This is a genomic window from Pseudomonas kulmbachensis (assembly GCF_963681935.1).
Lineage (GTDB): Bacteria > Pseudomonadota > Gammaproteobacteria > Pseudomonadales > Pseudomonadaceae > Aquipseudomonas > Aquipseudomonas kulmbachensis.
On the sequence record NZ_OY817088.1, the window covers coordinates 5,186,909 to 5,206,011 of the forward strand.

Annotated in this window: 12 protein-coding genes, 2 tRNA genes, 4 rRNA genes and 1 pseudogene; 4 read left to right on the plus strand and 15 right to left on the minus strand. The window is 55.1% G+C overall.

Features of this window, described 5'->3' with window-relative positions; all coding sequences use genetic code 11:
* The first annotated feature begins 169 nt into the window (after nucleotides 1-169).
* The 3 genes from U5A05_RS23695 (at nucleotide 170) to U5A05_RS23705 (ending at nucleotide 1,121) form a co-directional block, all read left to right on the plus strand.
* Nucleotides 170-246 (plus strand) — tRNA-Arg (locus U5A05_RS23695).
* Between the two features lie 207 nt (nucleotides 247-453).
* Nucleotides 454-544: transfer RNA gene (locus tag U5A05_RS23700), tRNA-Ser, on the plus strand.
* Between the two features lie 160 nt (nucleotides 545-704).
* Nucleotides 705-1,121 carry a VOC family protein gene (locus U5A05_RS23705; RefSeq protein ID WP_321835101.1) on the plus strand — a complete coding sequence of 139 codons (417 nt, stop codon included), beginning with the start codon at nucleotides 705-707 and terminating at the stop codon, nucleotides 1,119-1,121.
* A gap of 88 nt (nucleotides 1,122-1,209) precedes the next feature.
* Here the strand turns inward: U5A05_RS23705 and U5A05_RS23710 are convergent, their stop codons facing one another.
* From U5A05_RS23710 to U5A05_RS23750, 9 genes are all read right to left on the minus strand, one after another.
* On the minus strand, nucleotides 1,210-2,691 hold the full coding sequence (locus tag U5A05_RS23710; RefSeq protein ID WP_321835102.1) for a YdgA family protein: 1,482 nt from the start codon (nucleotides 2,689-2,691) through the stop codon (nucleotides 1,210-1,212).
* A gap of 129 nt (nucleotides 2,692-2,820) precedes the next feature.
* Nucleotides 2,821-3,465, minus strand: coding sequence for an NADH:ubiquinone oxidoreductase subunit N (locus U5A05_RS23715; RefSeq protein WP_261740251.1), 645 nt, complete (start codon nucleotides 3,463-3,465; stop codon nucleotides 2,821-2,823).
* Nucleotides 3,466-3,574: 109 nt separating this feature from the next.
* Nucleotides 3,575-5,020, minus strand: coding sequence for an efflux transporter outer membrane subunit (locus U5A05_RS23720; RefSeq protein ID WP_321835103.1), 1,446 nt, complete (start codon nucleotides 5,018-5,020; stop codon nucleotides 3,575-3,577).
* The gene (locus U5A05_RS23725; RefSeq protein ID WP_261740253.1) at nucleotides 5,017-5,919 is read right to left on the minus strand and encodes an efflux RND transporter periplasmic adaptor subunit; all 903 of its coding nucleotides are present in this window, start codon (nucleotides 5,917-5,919) and stop codon (nucleotides 5,017-5,019) included. Before U5A05_RS23725 ends, U5A05_RS23720 begins: the two co-directional genes overlap by 4 nt.
* The gene (locus U5A05_RS23730) at nucleotides 5,916-6,125 is read right to left on the minus strand and encodes a DUF1656 domain-containing protein (protein ID WP_261740254.1); all 210 of its coding nucleotides are present in this window, start codon (nucleotides 6,123-6,125) and stop codon (nucleotides 5,916-5,918) included. The genes U5A05_RS23725 and U5A05_RS23730 overlap by 4 nt, the downstream gene beginning before the upstream one ends.
* Nucleotides 6,122-8,212, minus strand: coding sequence for an FUSC family protein (locus U5A05_RS23735; RefSeq protein ID WP_321835106.1), 2,091 nt, complete (start codon nucleotides 8,210-8,212; stop codon nucleotides 6,122-6,124). The genes U5A05_RS23730 and U5A05_RS23735 overlap by 4 nt, the downstream gene beginning before the upstream one ends.
* Entirely contained in the window at nucleotides 8,209-8,640 is a 432-nt protein-coding gene (locus U5A05_RS23740; protein WP_261742520.1) for a MarR family winged helix-turn-helix transcriptional regulator, read from the minus strand. Before U5A05_RS23740 ends, U5A05_RS23735 begins: the two co-directional genes overlap by 4 nt.
* A gap of 106 nt (nucleotides 8,641-8,746) precedes the next feature.
* Complete coding sequence (locus U5A05_RS23745) at nucleotides 8,747-8,998, minus strand: DUF2789 domain-containing protein (RefSeq protein WP_261740257.1); 252 nt, start codon at nucleotides 8,996-8,998, stop codon at nucleotides 8,747-8,749.
* Nucleotides 8,979-10,595, minus strand: coding sequence for a glycosyltransferase family 39 protein (locus U5A05_RS23750; protein ID WP_321835108.1), 1,617 nt, complete (start codon nucleotides 10,593-10,595; stop codon nucleotides 8,979-8,981). Before U5A05_RS23750 ends, U5A05_RS23745 begins: the two co-directional genes overlap by 20 nt.
* Nucleotides 10,596-10,841: 246 nt before the next feature.
* On the opposite strand from U5A05_RS23750, the gene U5A05_RS23755 reads away from it, so the two are divergent.
* Nucleotides 10,842-11,540, plus strand: coding sequence for a GntR family transcriptional regulator (locus U5A05_RS23755; protein WP_261740259.1), 699 nt, complete (start codon nucleotides 10,842-10,844; stop codon nucleotides 11,538-11,540).
* A 46-nt stretch (nucleotides 11,541-11,586) separates the two neighbouring features.
* Here U5A05_RS23755 and U5A05_RS24365 read toward each other — a convergent pair whose 3' ends face one another.
* The 6 genes and pseudogenes from U5A05_RS24365 to U5A05_RS23780 form a co-directional block, all read right to left on the minus strand.
* Nucleotides 11,587-12,372, minus strand: coding sequence for a methyl-accepting chemotaxis protein (locus tag U5A05_RS24365; RefSeq protein WP_395247549.1), 786 nt, complete (start codon nucleotides 12,370-12,372; stop codon nucleotides 11,587-11,589).
* A 69-nt stretch (nucleotides 12,373-12,441) separates the two neighbouring features.
* Nucleotides 12,442-13,467 (minus strand): annotated as a pseudogene (locus U5A05_RS24370) (cache domain-containing protein); the annotation flags it as partial.
* 294 nt (nucleotides 13,468-13,761) lie between these two features.
* Nucleotides 13,762-13,877 (minus strand): 5S ribosomal RNA (gene rrf, locus U5A05_RS23765).
* 105 nt (nucleotides 13,878-13,982) lie between these two features.
* Nucleotides 13,983-14,098: ribosomal RNA gene (gene rrf / locus U5A05_RS23770) — 5S ribosomal RNA — on the minus strand.
* A gap of 161 nt (nucleotides 14,099-14,259) precedes the next feature.
* Nucleotides 14,260-17,149: ribosomal RNA gene (locus tag U5A05_RS23775) — 23S ribosomal RNA — on the minus strand.
* Between the two features lie 327 nt (nucleotides 17,150-17,476).
* Nucleotides 17,477-19,013 (minus strand): 16S ribosomal RNA (locus U5A05_RS23780).
* The 16S, 23S and 5S rRNA genes sit together here, the layout of an rRNA operon.
* Between the last annotated feature and the right edge of the window lie 90 nt (nucleotides 19,014-19,103).

Consider the following 19,103-nt stretch of genomic DNA (forward strand, 5'->3'; position numbering starts at 1 on the left):
GGTCAAAGGGGGTAAAGGACAATAGCCTGTTCGAAAAAAAGAACAAGCGGTACTGTTTTACCACTTTCTCACCCGGCCCCCATTAATAGCCCATAACGCACCAAGAAACACCTGACGAATCAGCAGCATGGACGGGCGACACACAGATGAGTATTATGGCGCCCGCGTCGCACCAGTAGCTCAGCTGGATAGAGTACTGCCCTCCGAAGGCAGTGGTCGTGGGTTCGAATCCCGCCTGGTGCACCATTTTCTATCCCTTGTTCAAGGGAATAGCGTTCCCGCCCTGGGAACCGATGATCGAAAGCAACATCTTCCCAAGCATTTTTGACTGCTACCGAGAACCCGGTAAGTCGTTACACGCCTGTTTTTCGGGATTTTTCAGCTCTTTGTAAGCCAAATTAAATTTTCTATGGGCAACTGACGAAAGGCTGGTTACTATACGCGGCGTTTCGCGGAGAGCTGGCCGAGTGGCCGAAGGCGCTCCCCTGCTAAGGGAGTACACCTCAAAAGGGTGTCGGGGGTTCGAATCCCCCGTTCTCCGCCATTATTTTGCTGCACGCGGTCCAAAATGCGTTCCCTTGTTCAAGGGAACCGCGTTTCCTCCCCCCTCCCTCTTAAGTAATCCCGACGTGCATTTGCGCGTGGTTTTTTCGCGTCTGCACAAAACTGGCTACAGTCCATCTTCCCGTTACGGAGGACGACCCATGTTCAGCCATATTCAGATCGGTGCACGTGACGTGCCCGCATTGACCCTGTTTTACGACGCTGTGCTCGCAACGCTGGGGTTGGTGCGTCTTGGCCTCGATGAAGAGGACAGCAGCCCTTCAGGGGCCGGGTGGCACCGCCCTGAGCATTATTGGCCGCAGTTCTACATTCAATTGCCAATCAATGGATTGCCCGCGACTTGGGGTAATGGCGTGCAGGTCAGTTTTGGCGCGCATTCGGTCGAGCAAGTTGATGCGGCATGGCAGACGGCTATGCAAATGGGCGGAACTGATGAGGGCCCACCCGGCAAGCGTCCGCAATATGGTGACGACTATTACGGTGCGTATTGCCGCGACCCGGAGGGCAACAAGTTGTGCTTTGTGTTTGCCAAGACCTTGTTGCCTGAGCTGGCGTGACTCGAAATACGAGCGTTGGCTACGGCATAAATCCAGTGCGGGAGTCGGGCAAGCCCGTTCCTGCACTGGATCTGCAGCTACAGGGTTATTACTGCGCGGCTACACCGCCAAAGCGGGTCGTCATTGCAGTGATGAACTCTTCAAGGCTCATCTTCTGACCATTGAGGTCCACTTGGCCCGCCGCATAGTTGAGCGATGCCAGGATGTTGTTGCCGTCCACCTTGGCCAGCCCGGTTTGCACCGCCATCACACCTGCCATCTCGCTGTTCATGCTGGCCATTTTGGCAACGGCTTGCGGATCAGTTTGACCGACAAGTTGTGCCTGAACAGCCGACAAGTCAGCAATCATCGGCTTGGAAAGCAGCAGCTTTGCATCCAGCGTGGTCAGCATCTGCTTGGTGACTTCGACAGGCGGCAGCTCAAACGAAGCCGGCTTGGCCAGGCTCACGGCCACATTGAACTGGCTTTCGCCATTGGCCGTCTTGACCGTGAGTTTTTCCAGCGCCAGCTGCGGGTTACCGGCCAGCAGTTTTTCAACCTGCGCCTGCATCAGGACTTGCTCGGCCGGGGTCAGCGGCGTTTGCGGCAAGGTGCCGTCAGCTTGAGGCTGGAACTTGGTCTGGTAGATCTGCAACAGTGCTTGCATGGCCGGAATGTCCAGGCTGCTGGCAGTCATGACCATTTGCGCGCTACCCACTGGCTTGCCGTCCAGGGTGATGTCGCCCACGTTGTAGGTCAGACGCCCGGACAACAGACTGCCATTGGCGGAAGCAGAACCCGCGTATTCGAAGTTCTTGATTTTGGCTACTGATTGAGCAACGCCAAAGGTCAATTGGCCTTCGGTCAGCTCCAGCACGTTCTGGCCGAGATAAAAACCATAGGCGCTTTTATTCAGGTCGCTGGCCAAGGTCAGACCATTGAGCTCGACCACTACTGGCGGCTTATCAAGCGAGGCTGCATTGATCTTGAGGTGATCCATGTAGCCTTTGGCTTTGATATTTTGGCCGTCGGCATCGGCCTGAACATCCATGGTCAGCCCCGAGAAACTGATGCTGGAGTTCTCGTCCAGCTTGGCCTCCAGTGCCAGCAGCTCCATTTGACCATCAACCGAGCGGTTGTAACCCAGCGTGACCTGGCCTTTGAGCGGTGCCTGATCCTTGGCTGCGGCAAACCATTTTTCAGTAAACGGGGTTTTTTCCAGCGCGTAATTGCTGACCGCCATTACTGGCATCCACTTGAACGTCTTGATGCGCGACCACGGCAACGGGCCATGCTCGATGTTGTCCACAAACAGCAGTTCCAGCGGCGGAGCTTCAGGGCCCGAAGCCTCGTCCTGAATTTTCAGGCGGTAGTGCGCGGTACTGCTATAGAGGTGGCGATCAAGGGTAACCAGTTCGATCGTGCCGTGAGTGGTGGAGCCTTGCAGTTGCTTCGCCAACTCCTGGTTGGTCTGCTGAATCGAGGTCTGCAGCACACCCTCGAGTTTAGTACCGGTGTACCACGCACCAGCAGTGTTCAGTGCCCCTGCAACAACTACAATCCCAGCCAGTACGCCTAATGGTTTATTCATCAATTGACCCGTTCAATGTCCGTTGTGTTGAAAGAAAATGCGGTCTTTGCCAAGCCCGTCATGGGCCGAAAGTGATAGCAGGTTAACACTGGCAACAGCGCAAGCGCTGTTCTTGAGTGACGCCAGACCTCATGCCGGCTGGGCGTAATGTTGGTCTATTTCGTCAAGTTGATGGTCAAAGCTCTTGAGGCTGGCGCTCCAGGTGTACACCAGAACTTCCAGATCGTGATCAATGCAGGTTTCACCTACAGAGTTGAAGGAAACGTCCGAATAATCCAGTTGATAGCGCTCACGGGCCATCGCTGCCGCGACATCCGATAGCTCTCGTGCGTGGTCGAGCCATTGGCGTTCTTCGGATGGCAGGGCCTTGTCGAGTTTCAGGCATTGGGTTTTCAAGGCATCGAGACTTTTTTCCAGCGGGGTGCCGGTGAGTTCGCCCATGAACTCCTGGAAGGTACGGCCCGGTTGCCAGTAGCTGCCCCAGAAATAGCGATCGAATACCGTCTCGACCCGACGTAGCGCGACTTTGGTGTCCCAGATCAGAACCCGGGTCTGGCCTTGGGCGATCTGGCGCTTTTTGATTTGGCGGGTTTGAACCGAGGCACAGGCCACAACCACGATGGCCAGCACGGCGATCAGGGCACTGACGCTGTCGAGGAAGATCATCGCCTTGTCGATTTGGTGCGCCAGCATGATGCCGTAGAAATACGTCGCCGAAAGCAGTACTACTGCCGCCACTGCACACCAGAAACCGGGAGCATAAGGGTTTTTCATTATTAGTATCCCCATCAGGCATGGTCTGCACGATGAGGAGGGCTATAGAGACCCGCAGACGCCCTGAGCCATCGTTCTGATACCGATAACTCAGAGCATAGCAACGCTGTCAGGGTTTCGCGCTTGCAGGGGCTTGCGTTCGTCCACTTTCCCAGCCGCCACCCAGGGCCAAAAACAGATCGATCTGACTCATGGCAACCTGGGTGTTGGCCGTGGCCAACTGTGCGCGTACATCGGTGTAGGTGCGCGTGGCTTGCAGGTCGGCAAGGAACGATTCGCGCCCGGCCTGGAAGAACTGGTGGGTTTGCTCGGCAGCGGTTTTGGCCGATTCTCCGGCCTCGGCCAGCGCATCGCGGCGTTGGAGCAAGGCGGTGTACTGCACGAGGCTGGTCTGGGTTTCACGGATGGCGTTGAGTACCACGCCATCGAACTTGGCCAATGCACCTTGGGTGATAGCCTCGGCTTCGCGGATTCGCGCTCGCGAACCGTTAGTCGGAATGGTCCAGCTCAACAGCGGGCCAAAGCCCCAGCGGTTGGTCGGGGCCGTCCCCAGGTTTTCCAGAAGCCCCACTGTACCAATGCTGGCACCGATGCTGATGTCCGGATACAGGGAGCCTGTGGCTACGCCGATCTCGGCGGTCGCTGCCGCCAGATGGCGCTCAGCCTGACGCACGTCCGGGCGGCGCTTGAGCAGCGCGGCTCCATCGCCCACAGGCAACAGCTGCACGATGTGCGGCAACTCGGCACAACTGCTCACAGCCGCTGGCAGTTGGTCCAGCGGTTTGGCCAGCAACATCGACAATCGAAACAGCCCCGATTGGCGCAGCGCTTCGTAGCGCGGCAGTTCGGCGCGCAAGGATCTGAATTGGGTTTCGGAGCGCGTGACCTGGGTTTCATCGCCTCGACCAGCATCACGCAGGCGCTGGATCAGGGTCGTACTTTGGGATTGCAGTTGCAGTGATTCTTGCGCGATATGGCGCTCTTCGTTGGCCGCGCACACTTGCGTATAAGCACGCACGACGTCTGCAACCACGGTGATTCGAGCGGTGTCCGCCGCAGCCTGGGTAGCGTCCGCATTGGCCTGGGCCGCCTCGATGCCGCGCTGCAAGGTCCCCCACAGGTCGAACTGGTATGAGGTGCTGATACCCAGATCGCCGACGTTGGCCACCGGCACTTTATCCGCCAGCAAAAAAGCTTCGCCAGACTCTTGCAGACGCTGCGCGCCCGCCTTCACCGAACCGCTCCAGCCACCAGCCGACTGCGCTTGCTCAACCTGAGCCCGCGCCCGCGACAGGTTCGCCGCCGCGACCCGTAAATCGGTGTTGGAAGCCAGCGCCTGGCGCACCAACTCATTGAGTTTGGGGTCTTGATAGAGCTTCCACCAGTCATCGGGAATTGGCGCGGACACCACGTTGGCACCCTCGCCTGCAAACTCGCCCTGCAAATCCGGGCGTTGCATCGCCGCGTCTTTGGGCAACTGGTAATCAGGGCCAAGCAACTGGCAACCGGACAGCAGCAAACCCAGCCCTACGGCTGCCAGGTGAACGGCTTTCATCGCGCGCTCTCCGGGGCAGGTTTGGCCTTGGCCGAGTCGTCGATGATCGACACTGTCGCGGTGCGCCCGGCGATCATGCGGAAATCCTCAGGCACGTCGTCAAACACGATGCGCACCGGAATCCGCTGCGCCAGCCGTACCCAGCTGAACGCCGGGTTGACGTTGGGGAGCAGGTTCTGGCCGCTGGTACGGTCACGGTCTTCAATACCCGCCACGATGCTTTCGACATGACCGCGCAACCGGGCATTGTCGCCAATCACGCGGATATCAACGCTCTGACCGACATGGATGCCGTCGAGTTTGGTCTCTTCAAAATAACCGTCGATATGGAACGAGCTGCTGTCGACAATCGCCAACACTGGTCGACCTGCGGTGACGAACTCATTGACCCGTGGCGCCCGATCGTTGACATAACCATCGACCGGGCTGCGCACAACAGTGCGCTCCAGGTTGAGCTTGGCACTGTCCACAGCCACTTGAGCTTCAGTAAGTGCAGATTGGGCACGCATTTCACGGGACTGGCTTTCTTCCAGTTGTTCACGGGCGACCAGATTGCCCAATCCCTTGTTACGGCGGCTTTCACGTTGGGCCTGGGCCAAGGTCTCCTGGCGGTCAGCGACTGCTGCTTCAGCTTGGCGCAACGCCAGCTTGAAACGCTCCTGGTCGATGACAAACAGCACCTGGTCACGGGTGACAGGCTGGTTGTCGCGCACATCCACCTGCTTGATCAGGCCCGACACGTCAGGGGCAATTTGCACAATGTCGGCGCGGATGTGAGCGTCGCGTGTCCAGGGAGCAAACATGTAATACATGGTCATGCGCCAGACCACGACGCAGGCAAACGTCACCACCAGCAAGGTGAGAACGACACGGCCCAAGGTCAGTAAAGGTTTTTTCATGTCATCAGATATCGACTAAACGAATCCACAACGCCGAGTAGCAGAGCGTAGAGACCGACGTTGAACAAAGCCCGGTGCCAGACCAGACGGTAAAAGTGCACACGCGTGAGTAACGCGTGAACCACCAAAAACAACAAGTAGGTGATGCCCATCAACACCAAGAGCGTGGGCAGGAACACTCCGCTGATATCTACGTCACCGATCATAGCGGCGCTCCATCAATACTCTGGGCCTGGGTGTGTGGCAGATCATCGTTATCAACAATAAATTCAACGCCTGGCAGTAGGGCCAGACGCAGCCCGCTCAGGGCATGCAGCAGATGCACCCGCGCCTCGCCTTCGTCTTGCAGGTCGTTGGCGTTGAGCGCGCGGCGGGTGCGGTCCATGGTCATTTGCAGGCCCAGGGGCATAGGCAAACGCTCACCTGCCTTCAGGCATGCGCAAAAGTATTCGCCCACATCGTTCACCACCTGACGCAACAACCGTTGTGGCTCTCCCGTGACCCTTGGCGCATAGGCCAGCAGATCCAGAAGATTGAGCGCCACCCGCAGGTCGCGCAGGGCGCTGCCGGTGTCTTGCCCGGTCAAGGCTAGACGCGGCAAGTGCTGCATCAGGCGATCAAGCATTTGCACGCCCATTTGCCGGTGCTCGGCCAGGGTTGCCGGTTGGGTCAGGCTAACGATGTCGCGCCAGCTGAAGCGCGTCAGGCGCTTGGCTGCCAGCTCGGCACCGAACGGACGCGCAATCAAGGTCCAGACAAAGGCAAACAACAGGCCGACGGGGCCTGCCAGGTTGGCGTTCATAAACACCATGAAGTCTGCATCGTAGGCCCCTTGAATGCTGATAAACGAGGCTGTGTTGACGATGGTCAGCAACGTACCCAAGTAAAAGCGCGGTTGTACCGTCAGGGTGCCAACGCAGATAAACGGCACGGCGAACGCGAGTACCAGCATCGGAAAATCGTGCAGATTGGGCAGGATTACAAACAAATACAGGCTGGCAAACAGTACCGACAGCGAGGTCCAGAAAAAGAACCGGTAAATCTGCGGGGCAGGGTCGTCCATCGCCGCAAAGAAGCTGCAGGCCACGGCCGCTAGAATCACCGCGCTGGCACCGTCGGTCCAACCGAGCAATATCCACAGCACGGAGGCCACGACAATCGCGGTCACCGTGGAAAAAGCCGAATAGAGCATCAGCCCACGATCGAGAAACGGCGTCAGCCGGCCCAGACGCCAGTGCCGGTAAACCGCACGCCACATGTCTTGGCTGCCGGTCGAGATAGCTTCTTGCAGGCTGCGGCAGTCCTGCCACAGGTCGATCCACTCACCTAACCGATACAACACGTTGGAAAACACCAGCTGGCGGCGATCGTCCAGCGCCGCTGCGCTGGGCTGCAACGCTTCGAGTTCATGGCGCAACGCTTGCCATTGCTGGATCGGAGCACCATGACGGGTGCTTTCAAGCCACGCCTGAGCGTGATCGAGCAAAGGCGTGACTCTGTCGAGCAGTTCAGGTGCGCGACGCTCCAGCGCATAGAGTGCGTCGTCCAGGGCGTCGACCACGGGTAACAAGTGGATCATTCGCCCACGCAGCTCTTTGGTATTACGCACCGTCTGCGGATGCGCGCCCTCATGGGACAGTTGGCCGATCATCATTTCGAGGCTGTTGAACGTTGTGACCATCGATGCCCGCAGGCCGCTGGCTTTGCTCGGCTCTACGTCGCGGGCCAGAAAGTGCTTGCTGTAATTGCTCGCATCGGCAAACCACTTGGCAGCCGAGTCGATGAAAACCGGGGTCAGGCGGCGAGGCCAGAACATGCTGCCAACTACGGCTGCGCAGACGATGCCGAGCATGATTTCTTCGGTACGCGAGACCGCGATGTCGAAGACGTTCAGCGGGTTATCCACAATCGGCAAAGCGATCATGGGCATGGTGTAACCGGCAAGCATGAGTACGTAGCTGTTGGCGGTGCGCAGGTGGAGCGACAGGAACAGCAGAATGCCGGTCCAGAGCGCGATCACCAGCACCAGTAAAAACGGCGTTTGCACAAATAACGGAACAAAAAACACCGCAGCTGCAGCGCCGATCAGAGTGCCCAGGGCGCGGTAAACTGCTTTGGAACTGGTTGGCCCGACAAAGGGACTGGAGACGATATATACCGTGGCCATCGCCCAATATGGGCGGGGCATTTCCATCAGCAATGCGATATACAGCGCGATCATCGACGCGGCGAAGGTGCGTACCCCATAGAACCAGTCACGGGCAGGGGGCAGGTTGCTGAAAAAACCGTTCAAGATGCGGCTCCATCTGGCAATCGAACGGCCGCTTCGAAGGCTTTGATGACGCGCAATGCAGCTTCCTGATCAGCTACTGAAACATCGGCCAGCGCAGCCTGTCGCAGTTGTACAAGCTGGGCTTCAATCGATTGCACCAACGCCCGCCCACTATCGGTCAGGCTCAAGGTTTTAGCCCGGCGGTCGCTGGCATCTTCACAGCGACGCACATAGCCGGCCTTACACAATTGATCAAGCAAACGCACCAACGAAGGGCTTTCCATTCCGGCGGCATGGGCCACGGTGACCTGTCTCACCCCTGCCCCCAAGCGGCCGATAATTAGCAGCGGCATGGCGCAGGCTTCGGAAATCCCATAATTGACCAGCGTGGCCTGGCAGACACGACGCCAATGGCGAGTCGCAACCACCATGCCGGTGCTGATGCTCATTTGCAGTAGATCGAGAGTGTCAGGCAAGATGCGTCACATAATGTTAGTTTGCTAACTATTAATATTGCGCGGCCAGATGATCACAGTCAAGTGTTGCTAGTTATTTCTACTTACCTGCGATCGGCTTTGTGCGCAGCATCAAGTTCAATTGATCGACGATTTCAGCCCAATCCGCATCTTCAAGCTGCTCTTCACGCAAGAATGCCGCTTGGGAGGGTGTCCAGAAAAACGCATCTTCAAGCTTCAGATCAGGTTTGAGTGGCGAGTGGGTGGTGACAAATTTTTCAATATCTTCGGGGCTGGACGGCAGCCCCAGTTGCTTGAACAACGATGGGAGGCTATGGGTTGGCGCTTGCATCGAGTTGGCTCCGTTCAGGTTGTCTGCCGCATTCGGCGGCGGTGCAGGTCAAATATAGTCGAGCCTGCGTGTCATCGACGGCCAAGTCCTGCGCTTTGTGCCAATCCGCGGGGATAGTGCTGAAATCATCCGGTTGCACTTTGCTGCTGATCAACCAGATACGGCCCGTTCCTGGTTGCAGGTCGCTCAGGCGATCCACATAGATTTTTTTGCCGTGAGCATTCACCAACGTGCCAAAGCCATAGTCATTCGGACGCCCGGATGCGCCATCCTCCAAGGGGGGCGTATAGAGCATGGGCTGAAACCCGGTCTTGTTGTAGTAGACGTAGCTGAAGTACCAGAACAGGTCACTGACGACGATTCGGTCACCGGGCTGGAACTGTTGGTTCACACGCTCAACCAGACGGTCAAAATGATCAGCTTCGTCGCTGAAATTGCTGCGCAAACCCACTGTCTCAGTACCGATAAACAGTGCCAGCAGTGCGATAGCCAATGCGCGCCGGTGTTTGAGCAGGTGGTCAATTGCGATACCGGCCAGCAGTGGCAAGCCAAGTGCCGCGAACATCAGATACCGCTCGATGAACAGCGGCGAGATGAATGACAGCGCGAAGATCGCCAATATGGGTACAAGCGTATAAGTCGCCACGAGCGTGCGAAATTTATTCGGCGTGGCGTCACGTACCGCCATCCACACTATCCCGGCACAGAGCGACACCGGTGCCAGCCAGAACAGCGGCCAAGGGAGGTTGTCGCCTTCGTCCTGAAGCAAAAACTGCCACATCATGGCTGGCAAGGAGCGGGCCTCGACAGCAGGCTCCCAGCCCACATCACCGCCAGCCTTGAGTTCATCCATGTGTTGCAGCAGGTCGATAAGGCCGGGAAGCCATGGCAAAAACAACAACACAATGACCGCGTTGGCCAGCCACCAGGCTGGGCGCTTGATCAGCCATCCCGTGCTTCGGCCACTGAGCAGCAGGTACAACCAATGGGCGATCACGCAGAAAGCGGTGAAGTAATGGGTGTAGAACGCGGCCGCCATCAGCACGGTGTAGACGGCCAGATAGCGGCTTTTGTGCGGTGCCTTGACCCAGTACACCAATGCGATAGTCGCTGCGATCAGCCACATGCCCAATAACGAGTACATTCGTACTTCCTGGCTGTAGCGTACGGCGATCGGCAGCAGTGCTAACAGAAGGCCCGCCAGCAACGCAGCCCTTTGAGTGGCTATCAGCCGTACCAGCCATATCCCCAGCAATACCGTCGCGATACCGGGCAGTACACTCAGGGTGCGAATCGAGACCAGGCTGTCACCAAACAGCGCTATCCAGCCGTGCAACAGCATGAAGTACAAAGGTGGGTGAACATCGTGCGCCGCATGAAACCAGATACCGGGGAGCGAGTAGTCGCTCAGCATCAGGCTGGAGCCCTCGTCACACCAAATGGCAGAGGTCGTGAAACCGTAAAACCGTACCCCTGAGGCCAATAGCAAAATACACCACAACCACGGCTGGCGAACCAGTCGGGTCAGTGCACTGCGGGACGATGCAGGTAGTTGAAGCCCCTGTTCACCTACGTCGTTTTTGCTGAGTACGCCCATCCTTCACCTGCTGTGCATTGAGGCTGCGATTTGGGCAGCTTTAACTCCGGCGATTGTAGGGCCAGACCACAACAAAGGGGAGCGTGCTGGAGGGTCCTGAACAAGAAAGATAGTGGCACCGTGCAATCTCTTTTTTGGCAGTCACGCTAAACTAGACGTAACGAGGTTTGACAGGGATCGGGTCACTACCTAACTTGAATTGGATCCAAACAAGCGTGCTGAACTTTCGGTGCAGGTAATCCCAACGTGACCGTCAAAAACAATCCTCTAAGCAGCATAGTTGTCTCAGGCCCCATACCCGCTCATTTGGCGCGACCGGTGATTGAAGAGACCTTGCGCAACGCTATTCTTGATGGGCGCTTGCCATGTGGCACTGCGATTCGCCAAGAGGCATTGGCACAACTATTTGGCGTGAGCCGCATGCCAGTTCGCGAGGCATTGCGTCAACTTGAAGCCCAAAGCCTGTTGCAGGTTGTGCAATACAAAGGAGCCGTGGTTGCCCCTTTGATAGAAGACAACTCGCTGCACGCTTATGAGCTGCGTTTATTGCTCGAAGCTCAAGCGCTACGCCTTTCAGTGCCATTGTTGGCTGACGAAGATTTTGAAGCGGCCGAGGGCTATATCGAGGCGCTCGAAGTCGAAACAGATTTCGGCAAAATCGGCACACTCAACCGGCAATTTCATCAGACGCTTTACTGCAAGGCACCGAATAAGAAACTGTTGGCGTTAATTGAGACAGGGCTTATTGAAGAAGAGCGCTTTCTGCGCTTTAACCTTAAGCAAATGAACCTTGGCAAGTTATGCCAGGACGATCACCGAGCGTTGTTGCATCACGCCCGAGCCCGAGATATCGAAGCGTGCATTGCGGAGCTTGAGTCGCATCTGCAACGCGGCGTAAAGGCCATAACCCACTATCTGGATACACAGAAAGCAAAACAGCCCTGACATTTAAAATGCCAGGGATGTGGGTAACTCATTATTGATCCGCGCCTCAGATTTTGAAGCTGTCGACCAATTGCTTGAGGCGGCTGGCTTGCTGCGACAGCGCATCGCAGTCCTTGAGGGTTTCGTTGAGATTCACCACACCTTGCTGATTGAGCAGATTGATCTGGTTGATATCCACATTGAGAGTTTCGACCACGGCGGTTTGCTCCTCGGTAGCGGCGGCAACCGACTGGTTCATACCGTCGATTTCCTCGATACGCTGGGTCACGCTGATCAAACGAGCACCCGCCTGATTGGCCACCTCTACGCTTTCCTCGCTGGAAACCTGGCTCGCATTCATGGTGCTGACTGCTTCACGGGACCCCACTTGCAGCGAGGTGATCATTTTGTGTATCTCCTCTGCCGACTCCTGAGTGCGGTGAGCGAGGTTGCGCACCTCATCTGCCACCACGGCAAAGCCTCGTCCCGCTTCGCCCGCACGCGCTGCCTCAATGGCTGCGTTGAGGGCCAACAAGTTGGTTTGCTGCGAGATACCTTTGATCACATCCAAAATGTGGCCAATATTGTCGGTACTGGCATTCAGCGTTTCAATTTGCGCACACGACAAGCTGATTTTCTGCGACAGCTCGGTCATGGCCTGAATGGTCTGCTCAACAACTTTACGACCATCATCTGCCTGCTCGCTGGCACCGCTGGCATGCTGTGATGCGTCTGCGGCGTTGCGGGCGATTTCCTGGGTAGCGGCACCCAGCTCGTTGATGGCTGCGGCTACGCTGTTGGTGCGAGCACTCTGCTCGTCCGAACCGACAATGGATGCGTTGGACGATGCCATCACGCGATGGGACAAGTCATGCACCTGGCGGGTGGCTGAGGACACCTCACTGATTGACGCGTGAATACGCTCTACAAACTGGTTGAACGAGCCGGCCAACTCGCCGAATTCATCCTTGTTCTCAATCACCAGGCGACGCGTCAAATCACCTTCACCCTGGGCGATGTCCTGCATCGCACGGCCCATGGTAGTCAGCGGGCGCATCAAGACCTGGATCAACAAGCTCAGCAGCAACGCAATCGCTGCCACGGCAATAAACATCGCAATCAGTGCAGATGTGCGGAACTTGGACAGCGGTGCGTAAGCCTTGTCTTTGTCTATCGATTGGCCAATGTACCAATCAGCAGACGGCAGGCCCGTCACCGGGGTAAAGGCAATGATCCGCTCCTGACCATTGAGCTTCACTTCCTGGATACCCTTCTCGATCCGCAGGGAACTGGACGGGTAGATATCCTTCAGGTTTTTCATGACCTGATCTTTATCCGGACTGACGATGACCTGACCATCACCACTCACCAAAAATGCGTAACCCAGGCCACCTGTGTCGACCGAGTTAATGATTTTGACCAGGCTGTCCAGGCTCAAGTCGCCCCCCACTACACCCAGCAACTCACCGCCTTTTTTGACTGGCATGGCGATGGTCACAATCAGTCCACCCACAGCTGCCATGTAAGGTGGCGTGAGCATGGTTTGACCTGCGTTTACAGCCTGCTTGTACCAAGCGCGCTCGCGGGGGTCATAACCTTCAGGCATGTTGGCATCAGGGCGTTGGGTAAATACCCCATTTGCTTGCCCGACGTAGGTGAACTGGAAGTTAGAGGTGAATGCACGCTGGTCGACCAACCCAGGGAGGTCAGCCTGAGCGCCTTGGTGGGCAATGTTTTGTGCAAGGCTCTCCAGTACCAGGATGCGGCCACTGAGCCAATTCTGAACGCTGCTGGCTGTCAGGTTGCCAGACTGCTGCACCGAGGATTCGATGTTTTGCTTGATCGTATCCCGCTGCAGGTAGTCGTTGTACAAAGTGAATAACGCAAACGCCAGAACCACGACGCCTGAAGCGGCCAAAAGGATTTTATGGCTGAACTTGAGATTCATAGCATGGGACTTCTTATGCCAATAGGGAGGATGCGTACGGGGCGATATCCCGAGTAGCCGCACAAGCCGCCTTTGGGCGGCTCTGCACGCACGCAGTGCTTAACAGGCTGTCGGCACCATGTGCGGAATACTTAGCCACTTTTACTGGCAATGTGTTTATTCCGACGAAAGCGCAAGCGCGGCTTTCTGGAGTGGTATTGGAGAGGGGCTAGAAAATTGATGTGCGCTGAGGATTTACGTCGCGCAAAAACAAAACCCCTGTCTGCGTAAGCAGACAGGGGTTTCGGAATTCAATCTTGACGATGACCTACTCTCACATGGGGAAACCCCACACTACCATCGGCGATGCATCGTTTCACTACTGAGTTCGGGATGGGATCAGGTGGTTCCAATGCTCTATGGTCGTCAAGAAATTCTGTGGCAGATCCGTTATCAAAACGTACCTGCGAAAACTTGGGACTTCTATAAAAACAAAATCCCCGTCTGCGTGAGCAGACAGGGATTTTGGAATTTAATCTTGACGATGACCTACTCTCACATGGGGAAACCCCACACTACCATCGGCGATGCATCGTTTCACTACTGAGTTCGGGATGGGATCAGGTGGTTCCAATGCTCTATGGTCGTCAAGAAATTCGGTAGCCAGGTCGTTTACCTTTCGGTTCACGCTCCAGCGAATGGGTATGTAATAGAGTGGTGTTTTGTGAGTCGCAAACTTTCGGTTTGTATCGTCTTCACACACCGCAACTTGCAGGCTCTTGTGTTCAAGGGCGCAAATTGCTTGGGTGTTATATGGTCAAGCCTCACGGGCAATTAGTATTGGTTAGCTCAACGCCTCACAGCGCTTACACACCCAACCTATCAACGTCGTAGTCTTCGACGGCCCTTTAGGGAACTCAAGGTTCCAGTGAGATCTCATCTTGAGGCAAGTTTCCCGCTTAGATGCTTTCAGCGGTTATCTTTCCCGAACATAGCTACCCGGCAATGCCACTGGCGTGACAACCGGAACACCAGAGGTTCGTCCACTCCGGTCCTCTCGTACTAGGAGCAGCCCCTCTCAAATCTCAAACGTCCACGGCAGATAGGGACCGAACTGTCTCACGACGTTCTAAACCCAGCTCGCGTACCACTTTAAATGGCGAACAGCCATACCCTTGGGACCGGCTTCAGCCCCAGGATGTGATGAGCCGACATCGAGGTGCCAAACACCGCCGTCGATATGAACTCTTGGGCGGTATCAGCCTGTTATCCCCGGAGTACCTTTTATCCGTTGAGCGATGGCCCTTCCATACAGAACCACCGGATCACTAAGACCTACTTTCGTACCTGCTCGACGTGTCTGTCTCGCAGTCAAGCGCGCTTTTGCCTTTATACTCTACGACCGATTTCCGACCGGTCTGAGCGCACCTTCGTACTCCTCCGTTACTCTTTAGGAGGAGACCGCCCCAGTCAAACTACCCACCATACACTGTCCTCGATCCGGATAACGGACCTGAGTTAGAACCTCAAAGTTGCCAGGGTGGTATTTCAAGGTTGGCTCCATGCAGACTGGCGTCCACACTTCAAAGCCTCCCACCTATCCTACACAAGCAAATTCAAAGTCCAGTGCAAAGCTATAGTAAAGGTTCACGGGGTCTTTCCGTCTAGCCGCGGATACACTGCATCTTCACAGCGATTTCAATTTCACTGAGTCTCGGGTGGAGACAGCGCCGCCATCGTTACGCCATTCGTGCAGGTCGGAACTTACCCGACAAGGAATTTCGCTACCTTAGGACCGTTATAGTTACGGCCGCCGTTTACCGGGGCTTCGATCAAGAGCTTCGCGTTAGCTAACCCCATCAATTAACCTTCCGGCACCGGGCAGGCGTCACACCCTATACGTCCACTTTCGTGTTTGCAGAGTGCTGTGTTTTTAATAAACAGTCGCAGCGGCCTGGTATCTTCGACCGGCGTGGGCTTACGCAGTAAATGCTTCACCCTCACCGGCGCACCTTCTCCCGAAGTTACGGTGCCATTTTGCCTAGTTCCTTCACCCGAGTTCTCTCAAGCGCCTTGGTATTCTCTACCCAACCACCTGTGTCGGTTTGGGGTACGGTTCCTGGTTACCTGAAGCTTAGAAGCTTTTCTTGGAAGCATGGCATCAACCACTTCGTTGTCTAAAAGACAACTCGTCATCAGCTCTCGGCCTTAGAATCCCGGATTTACCTAAGATTCCAGCCTACCACCTTAAACTTGGACAACCAACGCCAAGCTGGCCTAGCCTTCTCCGTCCCTCCATCGCAATAACCAGAAGTACAGGAATATTAACCTGTTTTCCATCGACTACGCTTTTCAGCCTCGCCTTAGGGACCGACTAACCCTGCGTCGATTAACGTTGCGCAGGAAACCTTGGTCTTTCGGCGTGGGTGTTTTTCACACCCATTATCGTTACTCATGTCAGCATTCGCACTTCTGATACCTCCAGCAAGCTTCTCAACTCACCTTCACAGGCTTACAGAACGCTCCTCTACCGCATCACCTAAGTGATACCCGTAGCTTCGGTGTATGGTTTGAGCCCCGTTAAATCTTCCGCGCAGGCCGACTCGACTAGTGAGCTATTACGCTTTCTTTAAAGGGTGGCTGCTTCTAAGCCAACCTCCTAGCTGTCTAAGCCTTCCCACATCGTTTCCCACTTAACCATAACTTTGGGACCTTAGCTGACGGTCTGGGTTGTTTCCCTTTTCACGACGGACGTTAGCACCCGCCGTGTGTCTCCCATGCTCGGCACTTGTAGGTATTCGGAGTTTGCATCGGTTTGGTAAGTCGGGATGACCCCCTAGCCGAAACAGTGCTCTACCCCTACAGTGATACATGAGGCGCTACCTAAATAGCTTTCGAGGAGAACCAGCTATCTCCGAGCTTGATTAGCCTTTCACTCCGATCCACAGGTCATCCGCTAACTTTTCAACGGTAGTCGGTTCGGTCCTCCAGTTAGTGTTACCCAACCTTCAACCTGCCCATGGATAGATCGCCCGGTTTCGGGTCTATTCCCAGCGACTAGACGCCCTATTAAGACTCGCTTTCGCTACGCCTCCCCTATTCGGTTAAGCTTGCCACTGAAAATAAGTCGCTGACCCATTATACAAAAGGTACGCAGTCACCCAACAAAGTAGGCTCCCACTGCTTGTACGCATACGGTTTCAGGATCTATTTCACTCCCCTCTCCGGGGTTCTTTTCGCCTTTCCCTCACGGTACTAGTTCACTATCGGTCAGTCAGTAGTATTTAGCCTTGGAGGATGGTCCCCCCATATTCAGACAAAGTTTCTCGTGCTCCGTCCTACTCGATTTCACTGTAAAGATGTTTTCGCGTACAGGGCTATCACCCACTATGGCCGCACTTTCCAGAGCGTTCCGCTAACATCAATACAGCTTAAGGGCTGGTCCCCGTTCGCTCGCCACTACTAAGGGAATCTCGGTTGATTTCTTTTCCTCAGGGTACTTAGATGTTTCAGTTCCCTGGTTCGCTTCTTAAGCCTATGTATTCAGCTTAAGATACCTAACTTATGTTAGGTGGGTTCCCCCATTCAGACATCTCCGGATCAAAGTCTGTTTGCCGACTCCCCGAAGCTTTTCGCAGGCTACCACGTCTTTCATCGCCTCTGACTGCCAAGGCATCCACCGTATGCGCTTCTTCACTTGACCATATAACCCCAAGCAATCTGGTTATACTATGAAGACGACATTCGCCGAAAATTCGCATGTTCAATTAAGAACTCATTCACAAATTTTACCTTAGCCTGAATAAACACCAGTGAAAGTGTTATCCAGTCTAACTTTCTATTACATACCCAAATTTTTAAAGAACGATCTAATCAAAAGATCAGAAATCAACATTCACTCTCTTTCGAGAAAATGTTCATTTCTAAGCTTTACGATAGAGAAGCCGTACAACTTAAGTGGCTTCTACCGTCTTTTACAGTGAATCAAGCAATTCGTGTGGGAACTTATGGAGCAGCTGATGTCGTCGATTAAGGAGGTGATCCAGCCGCAGGTTCCCCTACGGCTACCTTGTTACGACTTCACCCCAGTCATGAATCACACCGTGGTAACCGTCCTCCCGAAGGTTAGACTAGCTACTTCTGGTGCAACCCACTCCCATGGTGTGACGGGCGGTGTGTACAAGGCCCGGGAACGTATTCACCGTGACATTCTGATTCACGATTACTAGCGATTCCGACTTCACGCAGTCGAGTTGCAGACTGCGATCCGGACTACGATCGGTTTTATGGGATTAGCTCCACCTCGCGGCTTGGCAACCCTTTGTACCGACCATTGTAGCACGTGTGTAGCCCAGGCCGTAAGGGCCATGATGACTTGACGTCATCCCCACCTTCCTCCGGTTTGTCACCGGCAGTCTCCTTAGAGTGCCCACCATTACGTGCTGGTAACTAAGGACAAGGGTTGCGCTCGTTACGGGACTTAACCCAACATCTCACGACACGAGCTGACGACAGCCATGCAGCACCTGTCTCAATGTTCCCGAAGGCACCAATCTATCTCTAGAAAGTTCATTGGATGTCAAGGCCTGGTAAGGTTCTTCGCGTTGCTTCGAATTAAACCACATGCTCCACCGCTTGTGCGGGCCCCCGTCAATTCATTTGAGTTTTAACCTTGCGGCCGTACTCCCCAGGCGGTCAACTTAATGCGTTAGCTGCGCCACTAAGAGTTCAAGACTCCCAACGGCTAGTTGACATCGTTTACGGCGTGGACTACCAGGGTATCTAATCCTGTTTGCTCCCCACGCTTTCGCACCTCAGTGTCAGTATCAGTCCAGGTAGTCGCCTTCGCCACTGGTGTTCCTTCCTATATCTACGCATTTCACCGCTACACAGGAAATTCCACTACCCTCTACCATACTCTAGCTTGCCAGTTTTGGATGCAGTTCCCAGGTTGAGCCCGGGGATTTCACATTCAACTTAACAAACCACCTACGCGCGCTTTACGCCCAGTAATTCCGATTAACGCTTGCACCCTCTGTATTACCGCGGCTGCTGGCACAGAGTTAGCCGGTGCTTATTCTGTCGGTAACGTCAAGACAGTCACGTATTAGGTAACTGCCCTTCCTCCCAACTTAAAGTGCTTTACAATCCGAAGACCTTCTTCACACACGCGGCATGGCTGGATCAGGCTTTCGCCCATTGTCCAATATTCCCCACTGCTGCCTCCCGTAGGAGTCTGGACCGTGTCTCAGTTCCAGTGTGACTGATCATCCTCTCAGACCAGTTACGGATCGTAGCCTTGGTGAGCCATTACCTCACCAACTAGCTAATCCGACCTAGGCTCATCTGATAGCGCAAGGCCCGAAGGTCCCCTGCTTTCTCCCGTAGGACGTATGCGGTATTAGCGTCCGTTTCCGAACGTTATCCCCCACTATCAGGCAGATTCCTAGGTATTACTCACCCGTCCGCCGCTCTCAAGAGAAGCAAGCTTCTCTCTACCGCTCGACTTGCATGTGTTAGGCCTGCCGCCAGCGTTCAATCTGAGCCATGATCAAACTCTTCAGTTCAAACATCTTTGGGTTTTTAAGAAACCCTAAACTTGGCTCAGCAATCGTTGGTTACATCTTTGATTTCTCGCGGAGTAACTTGTGATGCTG

Excerpts from the sequence above, each read along its gene's own strand:
- U5A05_RS23730 (WP_261740254.1), bottom strand. The coding sequence starts at position 6,125 with ATGATCGGTGACGTAGATATCAGCGGAGTGTTCCTGCCCACGCTCTTG.
- U5A05_RS24365 (WP_395247549.1), bottom strand. The coding sequence starts at position 12,372 with ATGGCATCGTCCAACGCATCCATTGTCGGTTCGGACGAGCAGAGTGCT.
- U5A05_RS23740 (WP_261742520.1), bottom strand. The coding sequence starts at position 8,640 with ATGAGCATCAGCACCGGCATGGTGGTTGCGACTCGCCATTGGCGTCGT.
- U5A05_RS23705 (WP_321835101.1), top strand. The coding sequence starts at position 705 with ATGTTCAGCCATATTCAGATCGGTGCACGTGACGTGCCCGCATTGACC.
- U5A05_RS23715 (WP_261740251.1), bottom strand. The coding sequence starts at position 3,465 with ATGAAAAACCCTTATGCTCCCGGTTTCTGGTGTGCAGTGGCGGCAGTA.
- U5A05_RS23750 (WP_321835108.1), bottom strand. The coding sequence starts at position 10,595 with ATGGGCGTACTCAGCAAAAACGACGTAGGTGAACAGGGGCTTCAACTA.
- U5A05_RS23710 (WP_321835102.1), bottom strand. The coding sequence starts at position 2,691 with ATGAATAAACCATTAGGCGTACTGGCTGGGATTGTAGTTGTTGCAGGG.
- U5A05_RS23725 (WP_261740253.1), bottom strand. The coding sequence starts at position 5,919 with ATGAAAAAACCTTTACTGACCTTGGGCCGTGTCGTTCTCACCTTGCTG.
- U5A05_RS23720 (WP_321835103.1), bottom strand. The coding sequence starts at position 5,020 with ATGAAAGCCGTTCACCTGGCAGCCGTAGGGCTGGGTTTGCTGCTGTCC.
- U5A05_RS23745 (WP_261740257.1), bottom strand. The coding sequence starts at position 8,998 with ATGCAAGCGCCAACCCATAGCCTCCCATCGTTGTTCAAGCAACTGGGG.